General features: G+C 61.3%; 18 protein-coding genes. 12 read left to right on the top strand and 6 right to left on the bottom strand.

The genetic code is table 11. The annotated features are described in order from the left end of the window. Positions 1-5: 5 nt before the first annotated feature. A complete protein-coding gene (locus CKW14_RS04235) occupies positions 6-437 on the bottom strand; it encodes a helix-turn-helix domain-containing protein (RefSeq protein WP_095124796.1) in 432 nt (143 codons plus the stop codon). Positions 438-647: 210 nt separating this feature from the next. Between CKW14_RS04235 and CKW14_RS04230 the strand changes: the two genes are divergently transcribed. The 6 genes from CKW14_RS04230 to ycaC all read left to right on the top strand — a co-directional run bounded on the left by CKW14_RS04230 (position 648) and on the right by ycaC (position 7,158). Next, the gene (locus CKW14_RS04230) at positions 648-1,571 is read left to right on the top strand and encodes a LysR family transcriptional regulator (protein WP_095047593.1); all 924 of its coding nucleotides are present in this window, start codon (positions 648-650) and stop codon (positions 1,569-1,571) included. 111 nt (positions 1,572-1,682) lie between these two features. Beyond that, positions 1,683-3,428 carry a hypothetical protein gene (locus CKW14_RS04225; RefSeq protein WP_095124795.1) on the top strand — a complete coding sequence of 582 codons (1,746 nt, stop codon included), beginning with the start codon at positions 1,683-1,685 and terminating at the stop codon, positions 3,426-3,428. Between the two features lie 118 nt (positions 3,429-3,546). Further along, complete coding sequence (locus tag CKW14_RS04220; protein ID WP_095124794.1) at positions 3,547-3,963, top strand: DoxX family protein; 417 nt, start codon at positions 3,547-3,549, stop codon at positions 3,961-3,963. Next, positions 3,956-4,582 (top strand): antibiotic biosynthesis monooxygenase, encoded by a 627-nt coding sequence (locus CKW14_RS04215; protein WP_095124793.1) that lies wholly within the window; start codon positions 3,956-3,958, stop codon positions 4,580-4,582. The genes CKW14_RS04220 and CKW14_RS04215 overlap by 8 nt, the downstream gene beginning before the upstream one ends. A 43-nt stretch (positions 4,583-4,625) precedes the next feature. Beyond that, positions 4,626-6,464, top strand: coding sequence for an amidohydrolase (locus tag CKW14_RS04210; protein WP_095124792.1), 1,839 nt, complete (start codon positions 4,626-4,628; stop codon positions 6,462-6,464). A 70-nt stretch (positions 6,465-6,534) separates the two neighbouring features. After that, entirely contained in the window at positions 6,535-7,158 is a 624-nt protein-coding gene (ycaC, locus tag CKW14_RS04205; protein WP_007913541.1) for an isochorismate family cysteine hydrolase YcaC, read from the top strand. Positions 7,159-7,474: 316 nt separating this feature from the next. On the opposite strand, the gene CKW14_RS04200 is transcribed toward ycaC, so the two are convergent. Next, positions 7,475-8,902: a mechanosensitive ion channel family protein gene (locus CKW14_RS04200; RefSeq protein WP_095047588.1), complete on the bottom strand. Its 1,428-nt coding sequence runs from the start codon at positions 8,900-8,902 to the stop codon at positions 7,475-7,477. Between the two features lie 108 nt (positions 8,903-9,010). Further along, positions 9,011-10,033, bottom strand: a complete 1,023-nt coding sequence (locus CKW14_RS04195) for an alpha/beta hydrolase (RefSeq protein WP_095124791.1) — start codon at positions 10,031-10,033, stop codon at positions 9,011-9,013. A 161-nt stretch (positions 10,034-10,194) separates the two neighbouring features. Here CKW14_RS04195 and CKW14_RS04190 point away from each other — a divergent pair, with 161 nt between their 5' ends. Next, entirely contained in the window at positions 10,195-11,094 is a 900-nt protein-coding gene (locus tag CKW14_RS04190; protein ID WP_095124790.1) for a LysR family transcriptional regulator, read from the top strand. A 281-nt stretch (positions 11,095-11,375) separates the two neighbouring features. Here the strand turns inward: CKW14_RS04190 and CKW14_RS29920 are convergent, their stop codons facing one another. The 3 genes from CKW14_RS29920 to gspG form a co-directional block, all read right to left on the bottom strand. After that, complete coding sequence (locus CKW14_RS29920) at positions 11,376-11,960, bottom strand: hypothetical protein (protein WP_176471251.1); 585 nt, start codon at positions 11,958-11,960, stop codon at positions 11,376-11,378. Positions 11,961-12,035: 75 nt separating this feature from the next. Continuing rightward, positions 12,036-13,223, bottom strand: coding sequence for a type II secretion system F family protein (locus CKW14_RS04180; protein WP_095124789.1), 1,188 nt, complete (start codon positions 13,221-13,223; stop codon positions 12,036-12,038). Between the two features lie 14 nt (positions 13,224-13,237). After that, the gene (gspG, locus tag CKW14_RS04175; RefSeq protein WP_095124788.1) at positions 13,238-13,666 is read right to left on the bottom strand and encodes a type II secretion system major pseudopilin GspG; all 429 of its coding nucleotides are present in this window, start codon (positions 13,664-13,666) and stop codon (positions 13,238-13,240) included. Between the two features lie 206 nt (positions 13,667-13,872). Here gspG and CKW14_RS04170 point away from each other — a divergent pair, with 206 nt between their 5' ends. The 5 genes from CKW14_RS04170 to CKW14_RS04150 all read left to right on the top strand — a co-directional run bounded on the left by CKW14_RS04170 (position 13,873) and on the right by CKW14_RS04150 (position 24,362). Beyond that, positions 13,873-14,481, top strand: a complete 609-nt coding sequence (locus CKW14_RS04170) for a lytic transglycosylase domain-containing protein (RefSeq protein ID WP_095124787.1) — start codon at positions 13,873-13,875, stop codon at positions 14,479-14,481. Between the two features lie 201 nt (positions 14,482-14,682). Next, complete coding sequence (mnxG, locus tag CKW14_RS04165) at positions 14,683-20,517, top strand: manganese-oxidizing multicopper oxidase MnxG (RefSeq protein ID WP_095124786.1); 5,835 nt, start codon at positions 14,683-14,685, stop codon at positions 20,515-20,517. A gap of 640 nt (positions 20,518-21,157) precedes the next feature. Next, entirely contained in the window at positions 21,158-23,080 is a 1,923-nt protein-coding gene (locus CKW14_RS04160) for a YncE family protein (RefSeq protein ID WP_095124785.1), read from the top strand. A 14-nt stretch (positions 23,081-23,094) separates the two neighbouring features. Beyond that, the gene (locus CKW14_RS04155) at positions 23,095-23,745 is read left to right on the top strand and encodes an SCO family protein (RefSeq protein ID WP_095124784.1); all 651 of its coding nucleotides are present in this window, start codon (positions 23,095-23,097) and stop codon (positions 23,743-23,745) included. Continuing rightward, on the top strand, positions 23,742-24,362 hold the full coding sequence (locus CKW14_RS04150; protein WP_095120161.1) for an SCO family protein: 621 nt from the start codon (positions 23,742-23,744) through the stop codon (positions 24,360-24,362). The genes CKW14_RS04155 and CKW14_RS04150 overlap by 4 nt, the downstream gene beginning before the upstream one ends. Positions 24,363-24,367: the final 5 nt, after the last annotated feature.

Genomic DNA, 24,367 nt, shown 5'->3' with positions numbered 1-24,367 from the left:
CGCGATCAAAACATGGCGGGTTGTGAACGCTGGGCTTTGGGTTCACGCATGATCTGGCAGCGCCAGGCAAACGGATTAATGCCCTCGCTGCGGGTAAACATATGGCAGAAATGCGCCTGATCGCAGAACCCGCATTCCAGGCTGATTTGCGTCAGGCTCAGGTCGGTGTGCTGGATCAGCAGCTTGGCTCGCGCGAGGCGCTGGGTGCGAATCCAGTCCTGCGGCGATAACCCGGTACTGCATTTGAAGGCGCGGGAAAAATGGCTGCGTGACAGTGAACAGGCGCGGGCCAGTTCGGTCACTTCCAGGCTTTCGCCCAGACGTTCTAGGATCAGTTGTTTGACCTGTCGTTCGCGCTGCGGACTGAGTCCGCCGATCCCGGTCTTGCGTGGTTCGTTGGCAGGGGCGAGGGCGACGCTGTGCTGTAAGTGAGCCATGGCCAAAGTCCGTGTCGATGGGGAATGCACGTCGGCGCATCCCCTCAGGTCAAAAAAACAACGCTGCGCAGAGGGTTTCATTGTTGGCCGAGGGCGGGCGGCTGACGAGTTAATCGTTGTTAATTCCATGCTGGAGTTGCGCCCACAGTCCGGTTCATCGCGTAAAGTGCGTAGCACTTGCGTCTGGCTGGCTATAAGGAATCCGTGCCCATGAACCGTAACGATCTGCGTCGCGTCGACATGAACCTGCTGGTGATTTTCGAAGCGCTGATGTTCGAAAAGAACCTGACCCGCGTCGCCGAAAAGCTGTTCATGGGGCAACCGGCCGTCAGCGCCGCGTTGGGGCGTTTGCGCGATCTGTTCGACGATCCGTTACTGCTGCGCAATGGTCGCGGCATGGAGCCGACCGCGCGGGCGCTGGCGATTCTCAAAGAGCTGCAACCGGCGATGGACGTCATCTCTGGTGCGGTCAGCCGGGCCAAGGAGTTCGAACCGGCGAGCAGTTGCGACGTGTTCCGCATCGGTTTGTCGGACGACGCCGAGTTCGGCCTGTTTCCACCGCTGCTGCGCCAGCTTCAGCAAGAGGCGCCGGGGATTGTCGTGGTCGTGCGCCGTGCCAACTACCTGCTGATGCCGGCACTGTTGGCCTCTGGAGAAATCTCCGTCGGCGTCAGTTACACCACGGAGTTGCCGGCCAACGCCAAGCGCAAAAAACTGCGCGACATTCCCTGCAAAGTCCTGCGCGGCGACGACCGTCCGGGGCCGCTGTCCCTCGACGAATACTGCGAGCGCCCGCATGCAATGGTGTCGTTCTCCGGCGACCTGAGCGGCAACATCGACATGGACCTGGCCAAGGTCGGCCGTACCCGCCGCGTGGTCTTGGGCGTGCCGCAATTCAGCGGCCTGCGCGCCTTGCTTGCCGGCACCGAGATGATCGCCACCGTGCCGGATTACGCTGCCTGCGCGTTGGTTGAGGGCTGTGCGTTGCGCGCCGAAGATCCGCCGTTCCCGATTGATGCTGCGCAATTGTCGATGGCATGGAGTGGGGTGCATGACAACGATCCGGCGGAAAAATGGTTGAGATCACGGATCAGCCAGTTCATGGCGGCGCCGCTGGATATTCCCGTGATGTGAGCGTCCGTTCGTCTGAAAAAGAGCCAGACCTGTTAGTTCTGACAGTGGCGCATCTACGTGTTCCGATGTCTGATTGGCCCATGCCGAAGGGTAACCAAAAAGGACGTGAACATGGACGCGCTAATACCTGCGCTGAACAACAGCAGTCTGCCTCCGCTCTCCATCAAAGAAAGTCGCCCTGACGGCTTGTTGGATCCAGAGGCCGCTCGGTACAACCTGACGGTAGAAATCGACTTCGACTGGCAGGCAGAAGACAGTCTCACGATCACGTGGGCGGGTACGCCAGGTTCTGGATCCTACACATCACCGCGCATACCGATCGGCCGATTTGCACGACCTTTCCAGACCCATATTGACAACCTCTTGGTGGCTTTCAACTTCGAGCAAACCGTCATTGTCACCTACACGGTTTACCGTGGCACTGAACCGCCTGTAGCTTCACAGCCTTTGCCGCTTTACATCACCCGCATCAATCAATTGAATCTGCCTCGTCCATTTATCCGACAGGCCGACAACGACGGTCAGGGAAGTGAGCTGAATGTCAGTAACCTTTCCGAGTTCACCTTGCGAATCAATGCGTGGTTACTGGGCAGGCGCGGCAATCCCTTCTGGCTGAAGCTCAAAGGCATCCATGCCGATGGCAGTGATTTCGAGGCGTCGTACTGGCAAGCGCCGGACAATGTGGTCGATGACGAATTCAACCGCTTCGGTTTCTTCGAACAGAACTTCCCTGCTGCACCACTGCAACGTCTGCATGATCGCAGCGTGCTGTCGCTGAGCTTCATGGCCGGGCTGCAAGGCAGTCAGGATGCATCCCTTGCGCAGCCATTTGCACATCGGAACTACATCGTACTGACAAGCGCCCCCAGTGGGCCGAGGATATCGTCAGTCACCGATCTTGATGGAGACATACTCGATGGCGCGGACACCCGATACACCACTGTCACGCTGAGCGGCAGTGCTAGCGACACAGTGGCTGTGTTCGATGGCCCGACCAGGCTCGACACGGCCGATGTTGTTGACGGTATCTGGCAGTACGTCGCGGCTGACCTGACCGGTGGATCGCATGAGTTTACGGTGAGGTTGGCGGATGGCAGCGGAAGCGCCTCAAATGCAAGGCGAATCAACGTCGTGACGCAAAACCTGCCGGTGAGGATTGCCGAGGCTCCCGATAACCTCAACCTCGATCCGCTTAGCGCTGTCACAACCCTGACTGCTTTGGTGGATCTCGACGTGCAGCCCAGCGATATGGTTTCAGTGACGGTGAAAGCTGCTGATGGCACTCCTCCCGCAGGTTCGCACACCACCACGCCGGTTGCGGCCGGCACCACAAGGCCGATCAGAATCAGTTTGCCCGTATCGTTGGTGCCATTCAGCATTGGAAAAATAATGGAGGTGACGGTTACCTGGACCCGAGGCACTTCCGCGCTGGAGACCTCGCAACCTCTGCGTCTCAACGTGTTGCCGATTACGCTGAGTCGACTCGCGGCTCCGGTGATCACTCAGGCCAACGGCACTGACATTCTCGATCTGAAAGATGTCCCGTCCGGCGCGAGTCTGATGTTTGGAATATGGCCGCATATTTCTATGGGACAACGAATCTGGCTTTTTTTGGAGGGGGAGAGAAACACCGGCGCACACAATCTGCAGATGTGGGTGGGCACCACTAACATGGTGCATCGGGCCTGGGTGACGAACAGTGGTTACACCGCGCTTGTTTCGGCCAATTATCTACGGCTGCTGAAGGATGGCAGTAAGCTGATCATTCGGTTCCGCGTCAATCTGGATCAGGTTGCAAATTTTGATACGGCAACGGTATTTCAGACACAGGAGTACACAATCCGAGCAGTGCCTTGAAATCAAAACCTCAGCCAGTGTCATCGTGTAACAGTCGTCGCAACTGAGCACATCCGTGCAATTTCCCCCCACCCGTCATTGGCATGATTCAGGCCAATGACATTTCAAGGGTGGGGTCATGAACGCTTCGCAACGAGAAGAACGGTCGCGGGACCTCGGTTTGCTGTTCCTGCGGGTTAGCGGCGGGTTGTTTCTGCTGTGGGTGCACGGCTTGCCCAAGCTGCTGGACTTCACCGCGCAACTGCAACTGATCGAAGACCCGTTCCACCTTGGATCGCACCTCACCTTGATCCTGGCGATCTTCGCCGAAGTCCTCTGTCCACTACTGATCGTCGCCGGGTTACTGGCGCGATTGGCCTGCGTGCCTATTCTCTTTGTGCTGCTGGTGGCGCTGTTGGTCGTGCATCCGCAATGGAGTGTGGCTGAAGGGCAGTTCGGCTGGTTGCTGTTGATCCTGTTTACCACTGTGTTGATCGCCGGGCCGGGTCGGCTGGTGATTCCTGTTCGTTTGCCCGGAGTGCTGCGTTATGCCTGAAGTCCTCAATCCACAAACGCCGGGGGCCGATGAGACGGTCACGCTGATCATCAAGCATCGGGTCAAGGCCGGTTTCGAGTCAGCGTATGAGGCCTGGCTGCGCAATATCGTCCGCGTCGCGAGCCAGCGTGAAGGCCATTTGGGTGTGGACGTGGTGCGCGGCAAGCGCGGGCGTCTCGATTTTTACACTTGCGTGCTGCGTTTCAGCTCTACCGAAGCGATGCAAGGCTGGCTGGAGTCGCCGCAGCGTCAGGCACTGGTCGCCGAAGCGGCGCCGATGCTGGCTGACGGCGATCAGACTGAAGTCGCGCCGATCAAGGAATTCTGGTTTACACCACTGGCCGATGCCGCTTCGCCGCCGCCGCGCTGGAAGCAAGCGGTCGTCACGCTGCTGGTGATTCTGCCGCACACCTTGCTCGTGCCGCTGATCTGGGGGCCGCTGCTGGCGCTGCATCCGCTTCTTTCCAACTACGTGGTCGCCACGTTCCTGATCACCCTGACCATCGTTCTGTCGGTGGTGTACGTGGTGATGCCACCGGTCACCCGCTTGTTTACGCCGTGGCTCGAAGCCAGCCAGGCCCATGAACACCTCGATTCCCAAGAAACCTCGCCACGCTGAGCGCGCGGGGTTTGCTCCTTTTTACTTTGCTTGAGGAACTGCGATGAGCGCCGATCTGATTCTCTTCAATGGCCAATTTCATACCGTCGACCGCACCAAACCGCTGGCCAGTGCCGTGGCCATCACCGACGGCCGCTTCGTGGTCGTTGGCAACGACAACCAAGCCATGGCCCTGCGTGGGCCGAACACGCAAGTGGTCGACATGCATGGTCGCTGCGTTATTCCGGGTCTCAACGACTCGCACTTGCACCTGATCCGTGGCGGTTTGAACTACAACCTCGAACTGCGCTGGGAAGGCGTGCCGTCGTTGGCCGACGCCCTGCGCATGCTCAAGGATCAGGCCGACCGCACGCCGACCCCGCAATGGGTGCGCGTAGTCGGTGGCTGGAACGAATTCCAGTTCGCCGAAAAACGCATGCCGACCCTCGAAGAAATCAATCAGGCTGCGCCGGACACCCCGGTGTTCATCCTGCACCTGTACGACCGCGCGCTGCTCAACCGCGCCGCGCTGCGCGTGGCCGGCTACACCCGCGACACGCCGAACCCGCCGGGTGGCGAGATCGTTCGCGATGCCAACGGCAATCCGACCGGCATGCTGGTCGCGCGGCCTAACGCGATGATCCTCTACTCGACGCTGGCCAAGGGGCCGAAGCTGCCGCTGGAATATCAGGTCAACTCGACCCGCCAGTTCATGCGCGAACTCAATCGCCTCGGCCTGACCAGTGCAATTGATGCCGGCGGCGGTTTCCAGAACTACCCGGACGATTATCAGGTGATCGAGCAACTGGCCAAAGACGACCAGTTGACCGTGCGCATCGCCTACAACCTGTTCACCCAGAAACCGAAAGAAGAGCTGAGCGATTTCCAGAACTGGACCGGCAGCGTCAAGTTACATCAGGGCGACGACTTCCTGCGCCACAACGGCGCCGGGGAAATGCTGGTGTTCTCGGCAGCCGATTTCGAAGACTTCCTCGAACCGCGCCCCGATCTGCCGCAAACCATGGAAGAAGAGCTGGAGCCAGTGGTGCGCCACTTGGTCGAGCAGCGCTGGCCGTTCCGTTTGCACGCGACTTACAACGAATCGATCAGTCGCATGCTCGACGTGTTCGAGAAGGTCAATCGCGACATTCCGTTCAACGGACTGCCGTGGTTCTTCGACCACGCTGAAACCATTACCCCGCAGAACATTGAACGGGTGAAAGCGCTGGGCGGCGGCATCGCGATTCAGGATCGCATGGCGTTCCAGGGCGAATACTTTGTCGACCGTTACGGCAAACAAGCCGCCGAAGCGACGCCACCGATCAAACGCATGCTCGCCGAAGGCGTACCGGTCGGCGCCGGCACCGACGCCACGCGGGTGTCCAGCTACAACCCGTGGACTTCGCTGTACTGGATGGTCAGCGGTCGCACCGTCGGCGGTCTGGCCTTGTACGAAGAAGGTTTGCCACGCACCACCGCGCTGGAACTGTTCACCCATGGCAGTGCCTGGTTCTCCTCGGAGCAGGGCAAGAAGGGCCAGATCAAGGTCGGCCAATTGGCGGATCTGGCGGCGCTGAGCGCGGACTTCTTCCATGTCGAAGAAGAAGCGATCAAGTGGATCGAGTCAGTCATGACCGTGGTCGGCGGCAAGATCGTTTACGCCGCCGGCGACTTCGAAGACCTCGGCCCGCGCTCGATTCCGGTGCTGCCGGACTGGTCGCCGGTGGTGAAAGTCCCGGGCCACTGGCGGCAAAATTCGCCGTTGCAGGCGCAGGTTCATCAGTGCAGCGGGCCGTGTGCGGTGCACACCCACAGCCATGAAAAGGCGCGGATGTCGAACGCACCGGTCAGCGACTTCGCCGGTTTCTGGGGCGCGTTCGGCTGTTCCTGCTTCGCTTTCTGATTTCCCCTGAAGCGCCGGCCATCCGGTCGGCGCTTCACGCTTCATCCATCCGTCCATCAGGAGTTTTCCCATGAGCGTTCCTTACACACGTCTGAACAAAGATGATGCGGTTGTATTGCTGGTCGATCACCAGACCGGTCTGATCTCGCTGGTCCAGGATTTCACTCCGAACGAATTCAAGAACAACGTGCTGGCGCTGGGCGACATCGCCAAGTTCTTCAAGCTGCCGACCATCCTCACCACCAGTTTTGACGCAGGTCCCAATGGTCCGATCGTGCCTGAATTGCGCGAGCAGTTTCCGGATGCGCCGTTCATTCAGCGCCCGGGGCAGATCAATGCGTGGGACAACGAAGATTTCGTCAAAGCAATTAAGGCTACCGGGCGTAAGCAACTGATCATTGCTGGTGTGGTGACTGATGTTTGCGTGGCGTTCCCGACTCTGTCGGCCATCGCTGAAGGTTATGAAGTGTTTGTGGTGACGGACTCGTCGGGCACCTTCAACACTACCGTGCAGCAGGCGGCGTGGGCGCGGATGTCGGCGGCGGGTGCCCACCTGCTGAACTGGTTCTCGGTGGCGTGCGAGCTGCAGGGTGACTGGCGCAATGATATGGAAGGCTTGGCGCATCTGTTGTCGGAGCGTCTGCCTAACTATCGCAATTTGATCAACAGCTATACCAAGTTCACTGCCAAGTAATCGGCTGATCCTGAAAAGCCCCTCACCCTAGCCCTCTCCCGGAGGGAGAGGGGACTGACCGAGGGGTTCTTGCGAGGTACACCGACGTGCGATACCGAGCTGAACTCGGGTTCTGAATTGCATGCGGTCTGCTCCCTTTCCCTTTGATGTCTTGGGTAGAGGGGACTGACCGAGGTGTTTTTCTAGATACGCCGACCTGAAACTTCGAGCCGAACTTCAGTTTTGAACCGCATGAAGATCGGCTCCCTTTCCCCTCGCCCCCTTGGGGGAGAGGGTTGGGGTGAGGGGGTAGGCTTTTGATCTTAAAATCCCCGCATCAGCGCTTTTGAAGCCACCCCAAAAACCCGCCTTTCCTCACCGCCACCGGTTTAGCCATCAACGCGAGGCGACTGTTCTGCTGACGCACCGCCTGCAATTTATTCAACGCTCGACCCACCTCCGTGCGCTGTTCCATGCACTCACGAGTGAGATTCTTGTCGAGCCGATAAATGATGCTCGAGGTCAGCGCCGTGAACGTCGCTTGCGACGGCGTATCCGCCAGAATGCTCTGTTCACCCATGACCTCGCTCGGCCCCATCCGCCCGGCCTCAACCTTGCTGTCGCCGTCCGCCACGGTCGCACTGACCACCCCGGTGGCAATCACGAACAGACTCTCCGGCACCTCGTCCAGATCCAGCACCACCTGGCCCGCCGCGTACTGCTGCGCAACCATCGATTCGGCGAGGCGATCACGTTCCTCACTGCTCAGCGAGCGGAAGATTTTCACTTCATCGAGCAACGCACGAGCCCGGGTCGAGGGTTCGATCACGCCGTCCGGATGCCGCGAAATTCCCGCCGCTTCCAGATGCCGGTGGGCAAGGTCGAACAATTGATTGCGCACTTCGCTTTTCTTGCCAAGCTCGGCGATGAAACCGCTGGCGACGTATTCCGACATGGTTTCACCGGCCTCTTTCAGCACGGCTTTCGGCGCTGGCGTCAGCAACAGCGAACTGCTGCCCTGCAAAGTGCGATCAAGCGCATCGAGTACCCGCCGCGGGCGGATGTGATTCGGCACTTTGATGCTGATCGACACGCCGTGCATGTTATTCGGGCGACTGAGGTTGACGATCTTTGCCTTGGCCGCCACCGAGTTCGGCACCACGGCCATTGTCCCGGCGCTGGTCAGCAGGTGGGTGGCGCGCCAGTCGATGTCGAAGACTTTGCCTTCGACGCCGTCGATCACCACAAAATCATCCACCTGATACGGCTTGGTGGTGTTGAGCACGATCCCGGAAAACACATCGGCCAGGGTGCTCTGCAGCGCCAGACCGACAACGATGGCCACCACGCCCGAGGTTGCCAGCAGGCCTTTTACCGGCAATTCCAACACGTAACCGGCTGCGGCGACGGTGGCGACCAGAAACACAAGGGCGCCGATCACGTCCTGCAGCAAACGACCGCTGTGGCCGATGCGGCGCATCAGCGCCAGGCCGATCACCTCGGTCAGCACCCGCGCAGCGTACAGCCACCAGAGAATCCCCAGCGCCGTCGCACCCAGTTGCGCCACGCGGTCATCGGTGAATTGTGGTGCTTGCAGCGGACTGACGCCGGCGTTGATCACCAGCGCCGTGAACGCCAGGAACAGCACCAGGCGCACACCGACTCTCGGGGCGCGATGGGTGAAGGGCGAGAAGTGCCAGAGCACCGCGTCGAGCAGCAGCAAAGCGGCGCTGAAGGACAGAAGGTGGGTGTAGAAAAAGGTCATGGCCGGTGCTCCGCAGTGTCTGCCAATAAAAAGATCGCAGCCTGCGGCAGCTCCTACAGAAAATTGCATTCCAAAGTAGGAGCTGCCGAAGGCTGCGATCTTTTGCTGTTAAGGGTTCAGATGAGTCTTCAGCTCAGCCGCCGCCTGACGCACTGCCGCTTTCACCTCAGGAATCTGACTCAGCGGATTGAGCAGGCCGAAGTCATGAATCATCCCGTTGTAACGCACCGAGGTCACCGCCACGCCGGCCGCATCCAGGTGCCGCGCGTAGCCTTCGCCTTCGTCACGCAGTACGTCGAACTCGGCGGTCTGCACCAATGCGGCAGGCAAGTCCTTGAGCTGTTCGGCGCTGGCATTCAGCGGCGAGGCATGGATCTGCGCACGCTCGGCCGGGTTGGTGGTGTAGTTGTCCCAGAACCACTGCATCATGCCTTTGGTGAGGAAGTGACCCTCGGCGAATTGCTGGTACGAACCGTCGTCGAACTGTGCGTTGGTCACCGGCCACATCAGCAACTGGAAGCGCAGCGCCGGGGCTTTTTGTTCCTTGGCCATCAACGCCACAACCGCCGCCATGTTGCCGCCGACGCTGTTGCCCGCTACTGCCAGGCGCTTGCCGTCGACACCGATCTCCTTGCCGTGCTCAGCCACCCATTTCGTCGCGGCGTAGGCCTGGTTGATCGCGGTCGGGTACTGCGCTTCCGGCGACGGCGTGTAATCGACGTACACCGCAACCGCGCCAGAGCCCACCACCAAGTCACGAATCAAGCGTTGGTGGGTCGGGAAATCACCGAGCACCCAGCCTCCGCCGTGGAAGAACATGAACACCGGCAACTCGCCTTTGACCTTGGCCGGCCGCACCACTTTCAGGTTGATCGTCTGGCCGTCGACCTTGATCGCCTTGTCGCTGACTTCAACGCCCGACAGATCCACGTTCACCGAAGCCTGGGCGCCGGTCAGCACCGCACGGGCGTCTTTCGGGCTCAGTTGCTCCAGTGGTTTGCCACCGCCGGCGGCGCGGGCGTTGAGGAAGGCCTGGGTGTTGTGTTCGACACCGCTGCTTTCGGCGGCGAAGGCATTGCCGATGGACAGGGCGAGGAGGGACGCGGTGAGGGTTTTCTTGACGATGTTCATGGTGGAAATCCTTTTGAATGTTTTTGAATTTTTATGCCTGGGTTGCGGGCTGCTGTGGCGCTGGGCTTCAGGCCTCAGCAACACCGTGAGCACAGATTAATGAGCTGCCGAAAAGTGAAAAAGCGGCTATAAAGCGTTTAACTGTCCACCAGAGAGTGACAATGAACCCATTCGAAGACATGCGTATTTTTTGCCAGGTCATGGACTCCGGCAGCTTCACCTCAGCGGCCGATCAATTAGGCCTGTCCAAGCAGTTCGTCAGCCGACGCTTGATGCAACTGGAAGAGCGCCTCGGTGTGCGGTTGTTGAACCGTTCGACCCGGCGTCTGGACGTCACGCCGCTGGGGCAGAGCTATTACGAATCGGCGCTACGGCTGTTGGGCGAAGTCGAGCAAGTGGAGCAGGGCATCGCCGGGCAGACCGCCGAGCCACGCGGGACGATTCGTGTGAGTGCGCCGCTGTCGTTTGCCGTGGCGCATCTGGGGTGTCTGCTGCCGATGTTTTTGCAGCGCTATCGCGAGGTCACGGTCGAGGTGGATTTGAGTGACCGCCCGGTGGATTTGCTCGGTGAGGGCTACGATCTGGCGCTGCGCATTGGCGTGCTGGAAGACTCGACCCTGATTGCCCGGCGCATCGCGCCGATCGAGCGGGTGTACTGCGCCAGTCCGGCGTACCTCGCCGAGCGCGGCACGCCGCTCAAGCCTGAAGACCTGCACAGCCATGATTGCTTGCCGTATGGGCATGGGCGTTCGGTGCAATGGCGCTTTAACGCGGGGCAGGGTAAGCCGTTGTTGGTGAATGTCACCGGGCGCATGCGCGTGAACAACGGCGAGTTGCTCAGGGATGCGGCGGTGCAGGGGATGGGCATTACTTATCTGCCGACGTTCATCGTTGGCGCGGCATTGAGAGATGGCCGGTTGGTGCCGGTGCTGGATGATCTGCGGCCGGAGCCGCTGACACTTTCAGCCGTTTACCCACAGCATCGCCAGGCCTCAAGGCCGGTTCAGGCGCTGGTCGAGTTCTTGCGCGAACGCCTGAACGAGAGCCACGTCGCCCTCTGAGCCTTACAGTAGATTTTCAATCCCTGCAAAACCCTTGTGGGAGCGAGCCTGCTCGCGAAAGCGGTGTGTCAGTCAAAACAATATTGGCTGACCCCCAGCCTTCGCGAGCAGGCTCGCTCCCACAGTTGATGGTGGTTGTCTGCTGATTGTTTGCACACCAAAAAACCCTGTGGGAGCTGGCTTGCCAGCGATGGCGGTGTGTCAGGCAATACAGCGTTGCCTGATCGGGCCTCATCGCTGGCAAGCCAGCTCCCACAAGGGTTGCGGTGTTTCAGGATGGATCAGTTGGCGCGCTTGTCATCGCCCGGCTCGCCGCCGACATGTACGCCACGATCATCCCCCGGTTCGCCAGCTGCATGCAGGCCCCGGTCGTCACCGACTTCACCCGCGCGATGGACGCCATGGTCGTCGCCGACTTCGCCTGCCCGGTGCACGCCGCGGTCATCGCCTGGTTCGGCGTGGGTGCCGTTGCGTCCTGAGGAGGCGGAGTTGCCGGCGTGTCCGGAGCCCTGGCCGCCGCCGCTGTGACCACTGCCGCCGTCACCGTGGCCACTTCCGCCATTGCCACTGCCGCCGTGTCCACCACCATTGCCGCCACCGCCACCGCCACCGCCACCGCCACCGCCACCGCCACCGCCACCGCCACTTCCGCCGCCTCCACCACTACCACCATGCCCGCCGCCATTTCCTCCACCGTTACCGCCGCCCCCTCCGCCATGTCCACCGCCGCCACTCCCTCCACCACCACTGCCACCTTCCTTGGCCTGAACACTGGAAATGCCGGAAAGGCTATCTGGAATCAGCACGATGGACGCCGACAGAACTGCGCCGATGGCCATTGCGAGCACGAGCTTTTTAATGTGCATATCGTTCTCCGTCTTTGTGGTTTTGTTTGGGAACGTAAAAGTGCGTTGTTGCAGGGGGCGGACCCGTTCCCGGAGTCAGTGAATACTCGAAGCCAGTTCGAAAATCGGGATGTACATCAGGATCACGATGACCCCGATCAGCAGGCCGATAAACGTCATCAGCAGCGGCTCGAACAACTTCACGAACCACTCCAGCCAGCGGCTGATTTCCTCGTCGTAGAAATCGGCGCTGCGTTCCATCATCTGCCCGAGGTTGCCGGACTGTTCGCCCGCGCGCAGCAGGCGCAGGGACACCGGCGTCACCAGGTGATTTAGCTCCAGCGCGGTCGACAATGATTGCCCCTCGCGCACGCGCTCGCAGGCCTGATCGAGCCGCACCCGCGAAGCCACGGTGAGCAAGCCGCGCACCATGCTCATGGCGGTCACCAGCGGAATCCCGCCTTGCAGCAGAATCCCCAGCGAGCGATAAAACCGCGCCAGCTCATACATGAAAATCCGTTGATGCACGGCCGGCAGTCTCTCCACCAGCCGATCCAGTCCCCGGCGAAACGCCGGTTGCTTTTGCAACACGGCGAGGGCGATGACAATCGCCGCCAACCCAGCGAAGAATTCAGCCTGATGCGCATGCAAAAACATGCCACTGCTCATCAACACCTGCGACAGCCACGGCAGGTTATCGCCCAAGCCTTCAAACACCAGACTGAAACGCGGCACCACATAACCCATCAAGAACAGCACCACGCCACCGCCGACCACCAGCAACAGCATCGGGTAGATCGACGCGCTGATGATCTTCTGCCGCACCTCGTCCATGCGCTGGCGATAGCTGACGTAGCGCCCCAGCGCATCGCCGACCGCGCCGGTCTTTTCGCTGGACTGCACCAGCGCCACGTACAGCGGCGGGAACACCGCCGACAACTGGCCCAGCGCCTGCGAAAAAGACTTGCCCTCGTACAGCAGGCGCACCAGCTCACTCAAGGTTTTGCGGGCGGCGGGGGCGGTTTCTTTTTCGGCGAGGCTTTCCAGCGCATCGATCAACGGTAGGCCGGCATTGAGCAAAGTGGTCAGTTCCTGGCTGAACAACACCAGATTGAACGTCTCGCGCTGGCGTAGTTTCAGCGAACGCCAATGCTTGTCGGCGTGCGAGCTGAGCACACGTAAACCCTGATCCTCGGCAATGCGCCGCGCCTCGCTGTCCCCCGGCGCCTCCACACTCAAGGACACCACGCCTGCCTTGCCGACCGCTTTCACATGAAATCGCATGGGCCGCGCTCCGCTCACTGCCAGTTGGTCACTTCGGCGTTTTCGCCTTCGCCGCCGGGCTGGCCGTCCTTGCCCATCGACAGCAGGTCGTACTCGCTGTTTTCGCCGGGATAGCGGTAAGCGTAATTACGCCCCCACGGATCCTGCGGCAGTTTTTTCTGCAAGTACGGGCCGGTCCATTTCGCCTCGTCACTCGGCGCGATGACCAAGGCCTGCAAGCCCTGCTCGGTGGACGGGTAGTGGCCGACTTCCAGTCGATAGATATCCAGCGCTTTGCTCAGACCTTCGATCTGCGCCTTGGCCACTTTCACTTCGGAGCGACCGAGTTGGGCGAAGTATTTCGGCGCGACGATCCCGGCCAACAGGCCGAGGACCACCAGCACCACGAGCAATTCGAGCAGAGTAAAACCGCGTTGGCTACGCGGACGAAATTGCAGCTTCATGATGACCTCCCGTGAGTGGCAGCCGTGTCGCCAGAACGGCTTATGCAATTGCCATGCTCAGCCCCCAATGAAAATCACCTGATTGGCTGAAACCCTTGTAATCCGGGCATCTCCAGAGTCGGCACAGTGCTTGCGTATGGCTCAAACGTGATCGGCCATTGGGGCATTTCCCCCAATTTATCGGGGTCGATCCGGGGAGGCCCGACATGAAATTTCTCGCCAGCGGATTGCTCGGATGTGTGCTGCTCAGCGGCGCCGCGCAAGCCGATGTGTTCATTTCGGTGGACGCCAAGGGCAGCTATGTACTGTCCAACGTTCACCGGCCCGGACGCACTTACGAACGGGTGGTCCGCGAGGCTGAAATGCCTGTGGCCAGCCTCGATCAGCAGCCGCAAATGATCGCCAACCAGCCCTACGCGGAACTGGTTTCGGCGGCGGCCAAGGTCAATCAATTACCCGAGGCGCTGCTGCATGCAGTGATCAACGCCGAGTCTCGCTACAACCCCGGTGCCACTTCACCCAAAGGTGCGGGCGGGCTCATGCAGTTGATGCCCGACACCGCACGGGAGCTGGGCGTCACTGACGTCTACGACCCCAAGGCCAACATCCAGGGCGGGGCCAAATACCTCAAGCGCCTGATGACCCTGTTCGACAACGACATTGCCCTCGCCGTGGCGGCCTACAACGCCGGGCCAGACGCGGTGCTCAGCCGTGGCCGGGTGATTCCGCCGTTCGCCGAAACCCAGCGTTATGTACCGAATGTGTTGCGTCAGTACCGGCGTTTGCAGGGCCTGGCGATGGACGCGCCGTTGTGACCCCCAACCCGGTTTTCCCCACTTTCGGGGTAAACCGTGGAGGCCCGAAAAGTGGGGAAAACGGGTGGGGAATATCCCCCGGATTCTCAAGTGGCCGCAGTAACTGATTGAACGCTAATGCAATTTTTTGTGGCACGCGGATTGCTCCGAGGCATTTGTCGAGAAGTGTTCCCAAGAGCACCCACTACGAGGTTACTGATCATGGCTGGCTTTCCTCACGCTCCGTCCCTGATTAACTGGCTGCTGATTCTGGCCTCGATGCTCAGCGTCGAGCTGGCCGGCGCGGCCGTACGTTGCGAGCGCAACCTGGTGGCCAACGTCGTCGCCTTCGATCAGCCACTGATGTTCAACCGCCTCGGCGCGCAGAACATCAACGGCATGATGTTCGCCCTGCGCCGCGATGTGGTGGATGAACATGAGCAGTCACTGGCTTACGGCGGCGCCGCAGTGCCAGGCAAAGTCTCGTTGCGCCCGGACAAGCGTCCACGGCCGCTGGTGCTGCGCGTGGCCGCCGGCGATTGCCTGACGATCAATTTGCAGAACCTGCTCGACTATCAGGCCAACCCGAACAAGCACTTTGAAAACGAGGGCGAAGAAGAGGGCGCGGAAAACGCCAACGGCGCCGAAGACTTCAAAGTCGATGAGCAGGTGGCGGATCGTCACGTCGGTTTCCAGGTCAATGGCCTGCAAGCGGTGAACAGCATCGATGACATTTCTTCGTTCACCGGGCGTAACGCCAACACCCTTGTGCCTCCCGGCGCGAGCCGTTCCTACACCTTGTTCGCCGAACGTGAAGGCGCGTTTGCCGTGAGCAGCCGTGGCGCAACGTTTGGCGGCGAGGGCGCGGCCGGCAACGTTGCCAACGGACTGTTCGGCCAGGTTGTCGTACTGCCCAAGGGCGGTCGCACCTATCGCAACACCCTTACCGAAGAAGAAATGCGCCTGGCCACGACTGGCCGCGCACCCACCGGCCAACCGATCGTTGATTACCAGGCGCGCTACCCACAGCGCGAACCGTGGTTGCGCGAAGGCAAGGCTGGCACGCCGATCATCGGCATGGTCGACGGCAATGAAATCATTTCCAGCGAGAGCGATGCGATTGTCATGGGCAGCAACGCCGACGGCAGCTTCCCATCCAGCACCTATCCGCTGGAATCGGTCGGCAAACGCAACCCGGCAATCCCCAACCGCCTCGAAGCGTTCCGTGATTTTGCCTCGCAATTCCAGGATGAAACCGCCGCCACTCAAGCATTCCCGGCGTACTGGGCTGATCCGGTGATGGCCCATGTGCTGGAGCCGACCCGCGACTCGTTCATGATCAACTATGGCTCCGGCGGCATGGGTGCCGAAGTGGTCGCCAACCGCTTGGGCGTGGGGCCGATGCACGACTGCCTGTCGTGCGCCTATGAAGAATTCTTCCTCAGCTCGCACACCGTCGGCGATGTGGCGATGCTGGTGGATGTGCCGGCCAACACCGGGCTTGAGAACATCGCCCCCGACCAGATACCGCGCGCCGATCAGATCGGTGTGAAAGCCACCATGGCGCTGTATCCGTCGGAGCCGTCGAACGTCAACCACAGCTACATCGGTGACTTCGTCAAATTCCGCAATACCCACAATGGCCACGAGCAACACATCTTCCACCTGCACGGCCATCAGTGGCTGTTCAACCCCAACGACGACAATTCCGATTACGTCGACGCCCAGGGCATCGGCCCGGGCGCCGGTTATACCTATGAAATAGCCAACGGTGGTTCGGGCAACCGCAACCGCGTGGCCGGCGATGCAATCTATCACTGCCATTTCTATCCGCACTTTGCCCAAGGCATGTGGGCCATGTGGCGGGTGCACGATGTGTTTGAAGAAGGCACCCGACTCGATGTTTCGCAGCAGGGCGCCGACGGCTATCACAGCGAACCGTTTGCCTTGCGCAGCGGTAAACCGGCGGCCGGCGCGCGGGCCTTGCCTGACGGCGAGATCGTTGCCGGCACACCGATTCCGGCGATTGTGCCGCTGCCGGGCAAAGCCATGGCGCCAATGCCGGGCAAAGTCGTGGTGGTGCCGAAAATCGGCGAAACCCTGGTCGCCGGCAATGATGACGACGATGACGAAGAAGAGGGCGATGACGACGGCGAGCACCATGGTGGCAACGCCGGCGGTCAAGCCATCGGCTCGCTGGCGCTGGTCGATCGCAGCGAAGCCAACCGCAATGCCGACGGCAGCCTGAAAAACCCTGGCTACCCATTCTGGATCGGCGGCATGGAGAGTTCGGTCGGCCAACGGCCACCAACTCCGCCACTGGACATGCTCGACGCCGCCACCGCGCAATCGCTCAAGGCCAGCGGCAAAGCGCTGTGGGCCAATCTTGATCCGGCGCAGTCCGGCGGTTGGGATGGCGGCTTGCAACGGCACGCACTCGACGGCGTCGCGGCCGGTGGCGAAGCGCACACCGTCACCACTTCGCTGGACTTCTCCAAAGAAGTCACTCGCGCCAAACCAATTTATCTGCCGGAAGAAGGCACCGAAGTCGAACAGGCCGCGATGGCTTTCCACGCGAAAAAAGACCATCCAAGCTATGCCTTGCTGCCCGGCAATCAAGTGGTGGCCAAGGCGTTCCGTACCAACGGCGCCTTGCCAATGGCCGGTGCGCCGTACTACGAGCCGTGCATGGACGATCGGCAAAAACGCCTGACCGCCAGCGCCGGTAGCGGTGAATTCGCCAGCGGTGAGCGCATCGACGGCATGTCCTTTGTCGGCGCCTCGAGCTTCACCGCCGACCGCCCACGCATTTACAAAGCCGCGAACATCCAGTTCGACGCGGTGTACAACAAGGTCGGTTATCACTTCCCGCAGGCGCGCATTCTCGCGCTGTGGGAAGACGCCTGGCCGGTGATCACCAAGCAGCGTCCGCCAGAGCCACTGGTGATGCGCATGAATACCTTCGATTGCGTGCAATACCAGCAAACCAACCTGGTGCCGGCCACCTATGAGATGGACGACTATCAGGTGCGCACGCCGACCGATGTGATCGGCCAGCACATCCACTTGCCGAAGTGGGATCTGACCTCGGCGGACGGCTCGTCCAACGGCTGGAACTACGAGGACGGCGTGCTCTCGCCCGGCGCCGTGCAGGAACGCATTCACGCGATCCGCGAGTTCAACCAGTGCGCCGGCACCGATCCACGTGACGGCACTCAGGCCTGCCCGAAAGCCAAGAACCATCCATTCTTCGGTCAGTACGGCCGCGCCGATTGGGTCGGTGCGCGCACGGCCATGCAGCGCTGGTTCGTCGATCCGGTGGTCAATATCAAAGGCGTCGATCGCGGTCTCGGCACGATTTTCACTCACGACCACTTAGGCCCATCGACGCACCAACAGATTGGTCTGTACGCCACCGTTCTTGCAGAGCCGGCCGGTTCCACCTGGTTCCACGCCGAAACCGGCGAGCCTTTGTACAGCGGGGCGCGTCAGGATGGCGGCCCGACCTCGTGGCAAGCGGTGATCAACACCGGCGACCTCGATGGCGATGGCAAGAACGACAGCTTCCGCGAGTTCTTCCTCGAATACAGCGACTTCCAGCACGCCTATGAAGCCGGCGTCTATGTGGGGGCTGGTCCTAACGGCGTGCCGAATGCGCAGGCGTTCCCGGCCACCGCCGACAGCTTCCGCTACGCAATCAACCCGCCAGTGCGCAACAACGCCAGCAACTTGTTAGAAGGCGTGCTGGAAGTGCAGGGCGGTCAGGTCCCGGGCTGTCCGAGCCGGCCATGTCCGCAGGCGATTTCGGTGGATGACCCGGGCATGTTCGTCGTCAACTATCGCAACGAACCGCTGGCTCTGCGCGTGTACGACCCGAACAAGGTCGGCCCGGATGGCAAGCGCGGCATGCAGGCCGATGGCCTCGGTGGCGATCTGTCGTTCGCCATGCAAAGCCGCACCGACCGCGCAATTCCGGCGATGAACCTGGCGCCGAATCTGCTCACCTCTGCGACCGGCCCTACCGGCGGCACCACGTTGTTCCCGCCACACATCAACAAGGGCGGCGCCGAACCGGGCGATCCGTTCACACCGATGCTGCGCACCTATACCGGCGACAACGTGCGGCTGCGGGTGCATGCCGGCGGCCATGAAGAAGAGCACAACGTCACCCTGCACGGCGTGAAATGGCTGCAGAGCGGTTCCGGTTTCGGCAACAGCTCCAACTCCGGCTGGCGCGCGTCGCAAATGATCGGCATCTCCGAGCAGATGGGCTTCATTGCGCCGGTGTCGATGCTGTCCAGTTCGGCGGCGACCACGGGCGACTATCTGTACTCGATGGACGCCTCGATCGAAGGCTACTGGAGCGGTATCTGGGGCGTGATGCGCAACTACACCGCCAAACGCGCCGACCTGTTCGCCATCCCGAACAACCCGAGCCCGGCGGGCATGCGCAACACAGTGGCGTTCGAGGGCAGTTGCCCGCGCTATGGCGCCAACCCTAACGGCATTGGCACCCGGCCAACCGTACAGCGCAACTATGAAGTGGTCGCGGCGCTGGCCAACGACATTCTCGGCAATACGCTGGGCCTGACCATCGGCGATCCCGAAGGGCTCGGCCAGCATGTCGGTGGGCCGCTGAATCCGGCGGGGGGCACCCTGGTGCTGAACTCGCGCACGGTGAGCATTCCGCAGGTCACGGTGACCGATCCCGAGGATGGCGAAACCATCACCATCGGCGGGCAGAGTGGTCCGTTGCATGATCCGACCGCGATTCTGTATGTGCGCAAATCCGATCTCGATCCGGTGAGTGGCAAGCTCAAACCCGGCATTCCGGTCGAGCCGTTGGTGCTGCGTGCAGCCGCGGGGGATTGCATCAACATCACTCTGGAAAACCGTCTGCCGAGCGTGATGCCTGACCTGACCCAGACTGCCGTGATGCAGGGCATGGTCAAGCGTGATCGCAACAGCGGTCTGGGTTCGACCACCTTCAGCAACAACCTGATGCGGCCGTCCAGCCACGTCGGTCTGCACGCGCAATTGTTGGCGTACGACATCACCAAATCCGACGGCGCCAACGTCGGCGCCAACCCGATCCAGACCGTGCCGCCGCGCATTGGCAGCAGCGGCGCGTACCCGACCCGTACCTATCAGTACTACGCCGGGCACCTGGAGCGTGAAGGCAAACCGGTGACGCAACTGGGGCGCAGCGTCGACAACATCAACGCCACGGCGGTCGAGTTCGGCGGCTTGAACATCACCCCGGCGGACGTGATCAAGCAACCGCAAAAAGGCCTCGGTGGGGCGATGAGCATTCTGCCGATCGGCGCGACCTGGGTTGACGATGCGCGCAAGGTCAACGCCACGGTTACGGCGCCGGGGCAAACCAGCTACCGCGACTTTGCGATGGTCTGGCACAAGGCGTTGAACACCCGTTGGGCCAATGGCCGGCCGGTGGAAGGGATTGCCGCTGAGGGCTTCGGCGTGCCGACCGATCCGCAGGACAACTCGAGCATGGCGATCAACTACAAGACCGAACCGCTGTGGTACCGCTTCGGCCTCGCCCCGGATGCACCGTTCGGGCATGCCGATGGTGCAGGTTACGGCGACATGGTCAACGCGCACATGGCCTACAGCAATGCGCTGGTCGGCGGCGATCCGCAGACACCGGTGCTCTACGCCAAACCGGGGCAGCCGTTGCGTACGCACATTTTGATGCCAAGCGGTGGCAGTCGCGGCACCACGTTCCAGCTCGACGGGCACGTCTGGTCGGTGAACCCGTTCCAGGCCGAGAAGAGTGATGTTGGTGGTTATCCGATGGGCTCGCCGGGCGTGGGCTCGGTGCGCTTCGGCTACAACCCGATGTCGATGTACATCGGCGCCCACGAAAGCATCCTGCCGGCCGCGCACTTCAGCTTCATGATCCCGAGTGCTGGCGGCAGTAATGCGATCCCGGGGGATTACCTGTTCCGCGACTACGGCGCCTACGGCAATACCTCCGGGTTATGGGGACTGCTGCGGGTGACCAACGAACCGGAACCGGCGCCGCAGGGGCAGTAGAAATGGGTGCAACGACAATATCCCTGTGGATGCAAATCCTTGTGGGAGCTGGGGTGCCAGTGAGTTTGACGGGCTGGATAAAAAACCTGTGGGAGCTGGCTTGCCAGCGATGACGGCGGCGCAGGCGCAATTGATGTGACAGGAAGGACGCCATCGCTGGCAAGCCAGCTCCCACAAAGGGCCAGGTGTGGCAATGAGATTGCGGCATGAATGCAAAACCTGTGGGAGCTGGCTCTCCAGCGATGACGGCGGCGCAGGCGCAATTGATGTGACAGGAAGGACGCCATCGCTGGCAAGCCAGCTCCCACAAGGGGCCAGGGGTGCCAGTGAGATTGACGGGATGGATACAAAACCTGTGGGAGCTGGCTTGCCAGCGATGACGGCGGCACAGGCGCCATTGATGTGACAGGACGGACGCCATCGCTGGCAAGCCAGCTCCCACAGGGGGCGTGGTAGGCAATGAAGAGGGTGGGATGAATGCAAATCCCATGTAGGAGTGAGCCTGCTCGCGATCGGGACAACTCGGTTTCGGATGGTGAGGCGGATGACGCCATCGCGAGCAGGCTCACTCCTACAGAGGGGTGAGGGTAGGCAGTGAGGGCGGCAGTAGTTGGAAGTGAATGTTACAGGGGAGGGTGGTATGAACAGGATCATCAACATCATCGGTATTTGCACCCTGGTTACGGCCGGGGCGTTGTTGACGCTGAGTGAGATTGCGCTGGCGCAAACCGCTGGCGAGCAGACGCTGAACCGCGACGGTGTGGCGGTGGATTTCAATCTCAAGCCGCTGGCCGCCGACGGTAAACTGCGCGAAGGCGAATTCGCCGATGTGCAGTTCCACGTCACTGACAGCGCTTCCGGCCAGCCGTTGTCCGGGGTAGCGCCGGGCGCCTGGGTCGATCCGCAAACCCTCGCCGCCGATAAAGCCCAGGGCCGCGACCAGAGCTGCAAAGCCCGGGTCGGCGTGTTTCTCAAGTCCAACATCGGCGCGCGGCCGTTGCTCGACCTCAACAGCTATTTCCTGCTGGTGATGAACCGCGACGCCAGCATCGCCGTGGTCGATCCGTCGGTGTCAGTGGGCGGCATCACCAGCACCCTGGCGCGGATCGAACTCAAGCAACCACCGATGGATTGGGTCACCCCAAAAGACAACAAACGCGTGTTCGTCTCGATGCCGACAGCGGGCGAAGTGGCCGTTATCGACAGCGAACAATTCAAGGTTCTCGATTCGGTCAAAGCCGGCAGCCAACCGGTGCGCGTGGCGCTGCAACCGGACGAACGCCTGCTGTGGGTCGGCAACAACGCCAGCAAAGCCGAAGACTCCGGCGTAACGGTGATCGACAGCCAAAGCCTCAAACCCCTCAAACATTTGCAGACCGGGCGCGGCCACCACGAAATCAGCTTCAGCAAGGACAGCCGCTTCGCCTTCGTCAGCAACCGTGACGATGGCACCGTCAGCGTGATCGACATCGCCAGCCTGAGCATCGTCCAGCAGATCAAAACCGGCTCTCATCCCTTGTCAGTCGCCTACTCAGCGCTGTCCGGCGCGGTCTACGTCGCCGATGGCAAGGACGGCACCGTCACCGTGATCGACGCCAGCACCCACGCCATCCGCCGGGTGATCAAACTGCAGCAAGGCCTCGGCCCGATGGGCTTCAGCGCCGACGGCCGCTTCGGTGTAGTGCTCAACACCGTGGAAAACCGCGCCAGCATCATCGATGCCGCCACCAACAGCGCCATACACGACCTGGACGTCAGCGCCGAACCCTACCAAGTGGTGTTCACCCAGGCCTACGCCTACATCCGCGGACTCGCGTCACCCAAAGTCACCATGATCAACCTGTCCTCCCTCGGCGAAGGTCGCCAGCCGATCAGCCAGGGTTTCGAAGCCGGCCCGCAAGCGCCGCGTCTGGCCGGGGATTTGCCGCTGGCCTCAAGCCTGGCGGTGTCGCGTGACGACAACGCGGTGTTCGTGGTCAACCCGGTCGACAACACCACCTATTTCTACGCCGAAGGCATGAACGCGCCGATGTCCGGTTACCCCAACCGTGGCCAGATCGCCCGCGCCGCCATGGTCATCGATCGCAGCCTGCGCGAGGTCTCTCCGGGCTTGTACAGCGCACGGGTAAAACTGCCGGCAGCGGGGCGCTTTGACGTGGCGTTCCTGCTCAACCAACCGAACATCATTCACTGCTTCACTGCGCAGATCGAAACCAATGGCGCCGTGGCAAAACACCTCGGCCAACCGAAAGTCGAGTTCCTCCTCGACAAGACTGCCGTGGCACTCAACGACCCGTACGTTGTGCGTTTCCGCATTGTGCAAGGCAAAGACAAAAGCCAACGCAGCGGCGTCAAAGACGTGCAACTGCGCTACTACCTCGCGCCCACCTCGCACCCCCGCGAAGTGGCGGCGCTGGAAGTCGCCGACGGCGTGTACGAAGCGCCGATCACCCTCGACCGCAGCGGCGCCTGGTATCTGCATGTGCGCGCGGCGTCGCTGGGCGCCGGTTTCGATGACAAGACCTTTGCCAGTGTTCGGGTAGCCCCCGGCCAGGCCCGTTGAAGAGGAGTTTCGACATGAACCGATTTGCATCCACTGGCATGCTGACCCTGTGCCTGTTGAGCCTTGGCGTTCAACACGCCAACGCTCATTCGGCCGACGAACACGCCGGACACAAGGCCCCGGCCAGCAGCACTCAGGAACACGCCCAAGTGAAATTCGCCAACGTGCCGCTGCTCGACCAGAACGGTAAAACCGTGCGCCTCGAACAAGACTTGGTGCAGGGCAAAATCGTTGTTATGAGCTTTATCTACACCAGTTGCACCACGGTGTGCCCGGTGGTCTCGTCGATCATGGGCAAGGTGCAGAAGCAGCTCGGCGCGCGGGTCGGCGAAGAAGTGCAGTTGGTCTCAATCAGCATCGACCCACAGCGCGACGACCCGAAACGTCTGCAGGATTATGCGCGTACCTTCCAGCGCGGGCCGGGCTGGAGTTGGCTGACCGGTTCGCCACAGTCGATCAATGAAACCCTCAAGGGCCTCGGCAGTTTCAGCGGTGACCTGAAGAGTCATCAACCGCTGATCCTCGTCGGCGACGGCGACAGCCGCCACTGGATGCGCTACTACGGCTTCACTGATCCGGCGCTGCTGGCCAAGGAAGTGGAAAAACTCAGCGGCCTGCGCACCCACGCCAAACACACCGCCATCGCCATGGAGCAGCAGCCATGAGAACGCTCGACTGGATCTCCCTGACCGTGTGTTTCTGGATTCTTGGTAACGTCGCGTTCGCCCACGAAGGCCACGTCTCCGAGCCGCCAGCCGCTGTCGCTGCCGCGCCGGCCAAAGGCACCCACGACGCGAAAACCTGGTTCACCGACACGCCGTTGCAGGATCAGAACGGCGAGACCCTGCGCTTCTACAGCGATGCGCTGCAAAACCGCATAGTGCTGCTCAACGTGATCTTCACCAGTTGCAACGACGCCTGTCCGCTGATCACCCAAAAGCTCAAAGAAGTCCGCGAGCTGCTGGGTGACAAGGCACAGGACATTACCTTCATTTCCCTTACCAGTGACCCGCTGCGCGACACGCCGGCGGTGCTCAAGGCTTACACCTTGAAGCAGGGTTCCGATGACCCTCATTGGCTTTTTCTTACCGGCGACAAGGCGCAGATGGATCTGGTGCTGAGCCGCATCGGCCAGATCGTGCCGACGCCCGAGCAGCACTCGACGCAGTTGATCGTCGGCGATGTCGCCAATAAACGCTGGAGCAAGATCCGTCCCGACGCCCCGGCCGCCGCCATTGCCCAGCGCTTGCAGTTGCTGACAATGCCCGTGGCTGGCCGTTGACTCCG

This window comes from Pseudomonas sp. Irchel s3a12 (assembly GCF_900187485.1).
In the GTDB taxonomy this organism is placed as follows: Bacteria; Pseudomonadota; Gammaproteobacteria; order Pseudomonadales; family Pseudomonadaceae; genus Aquipseudomonas; species Aquipseudomonas neuropathica.
This window is presented reverse-complemented; position numbering and strand designations above follow the sequence as displayed.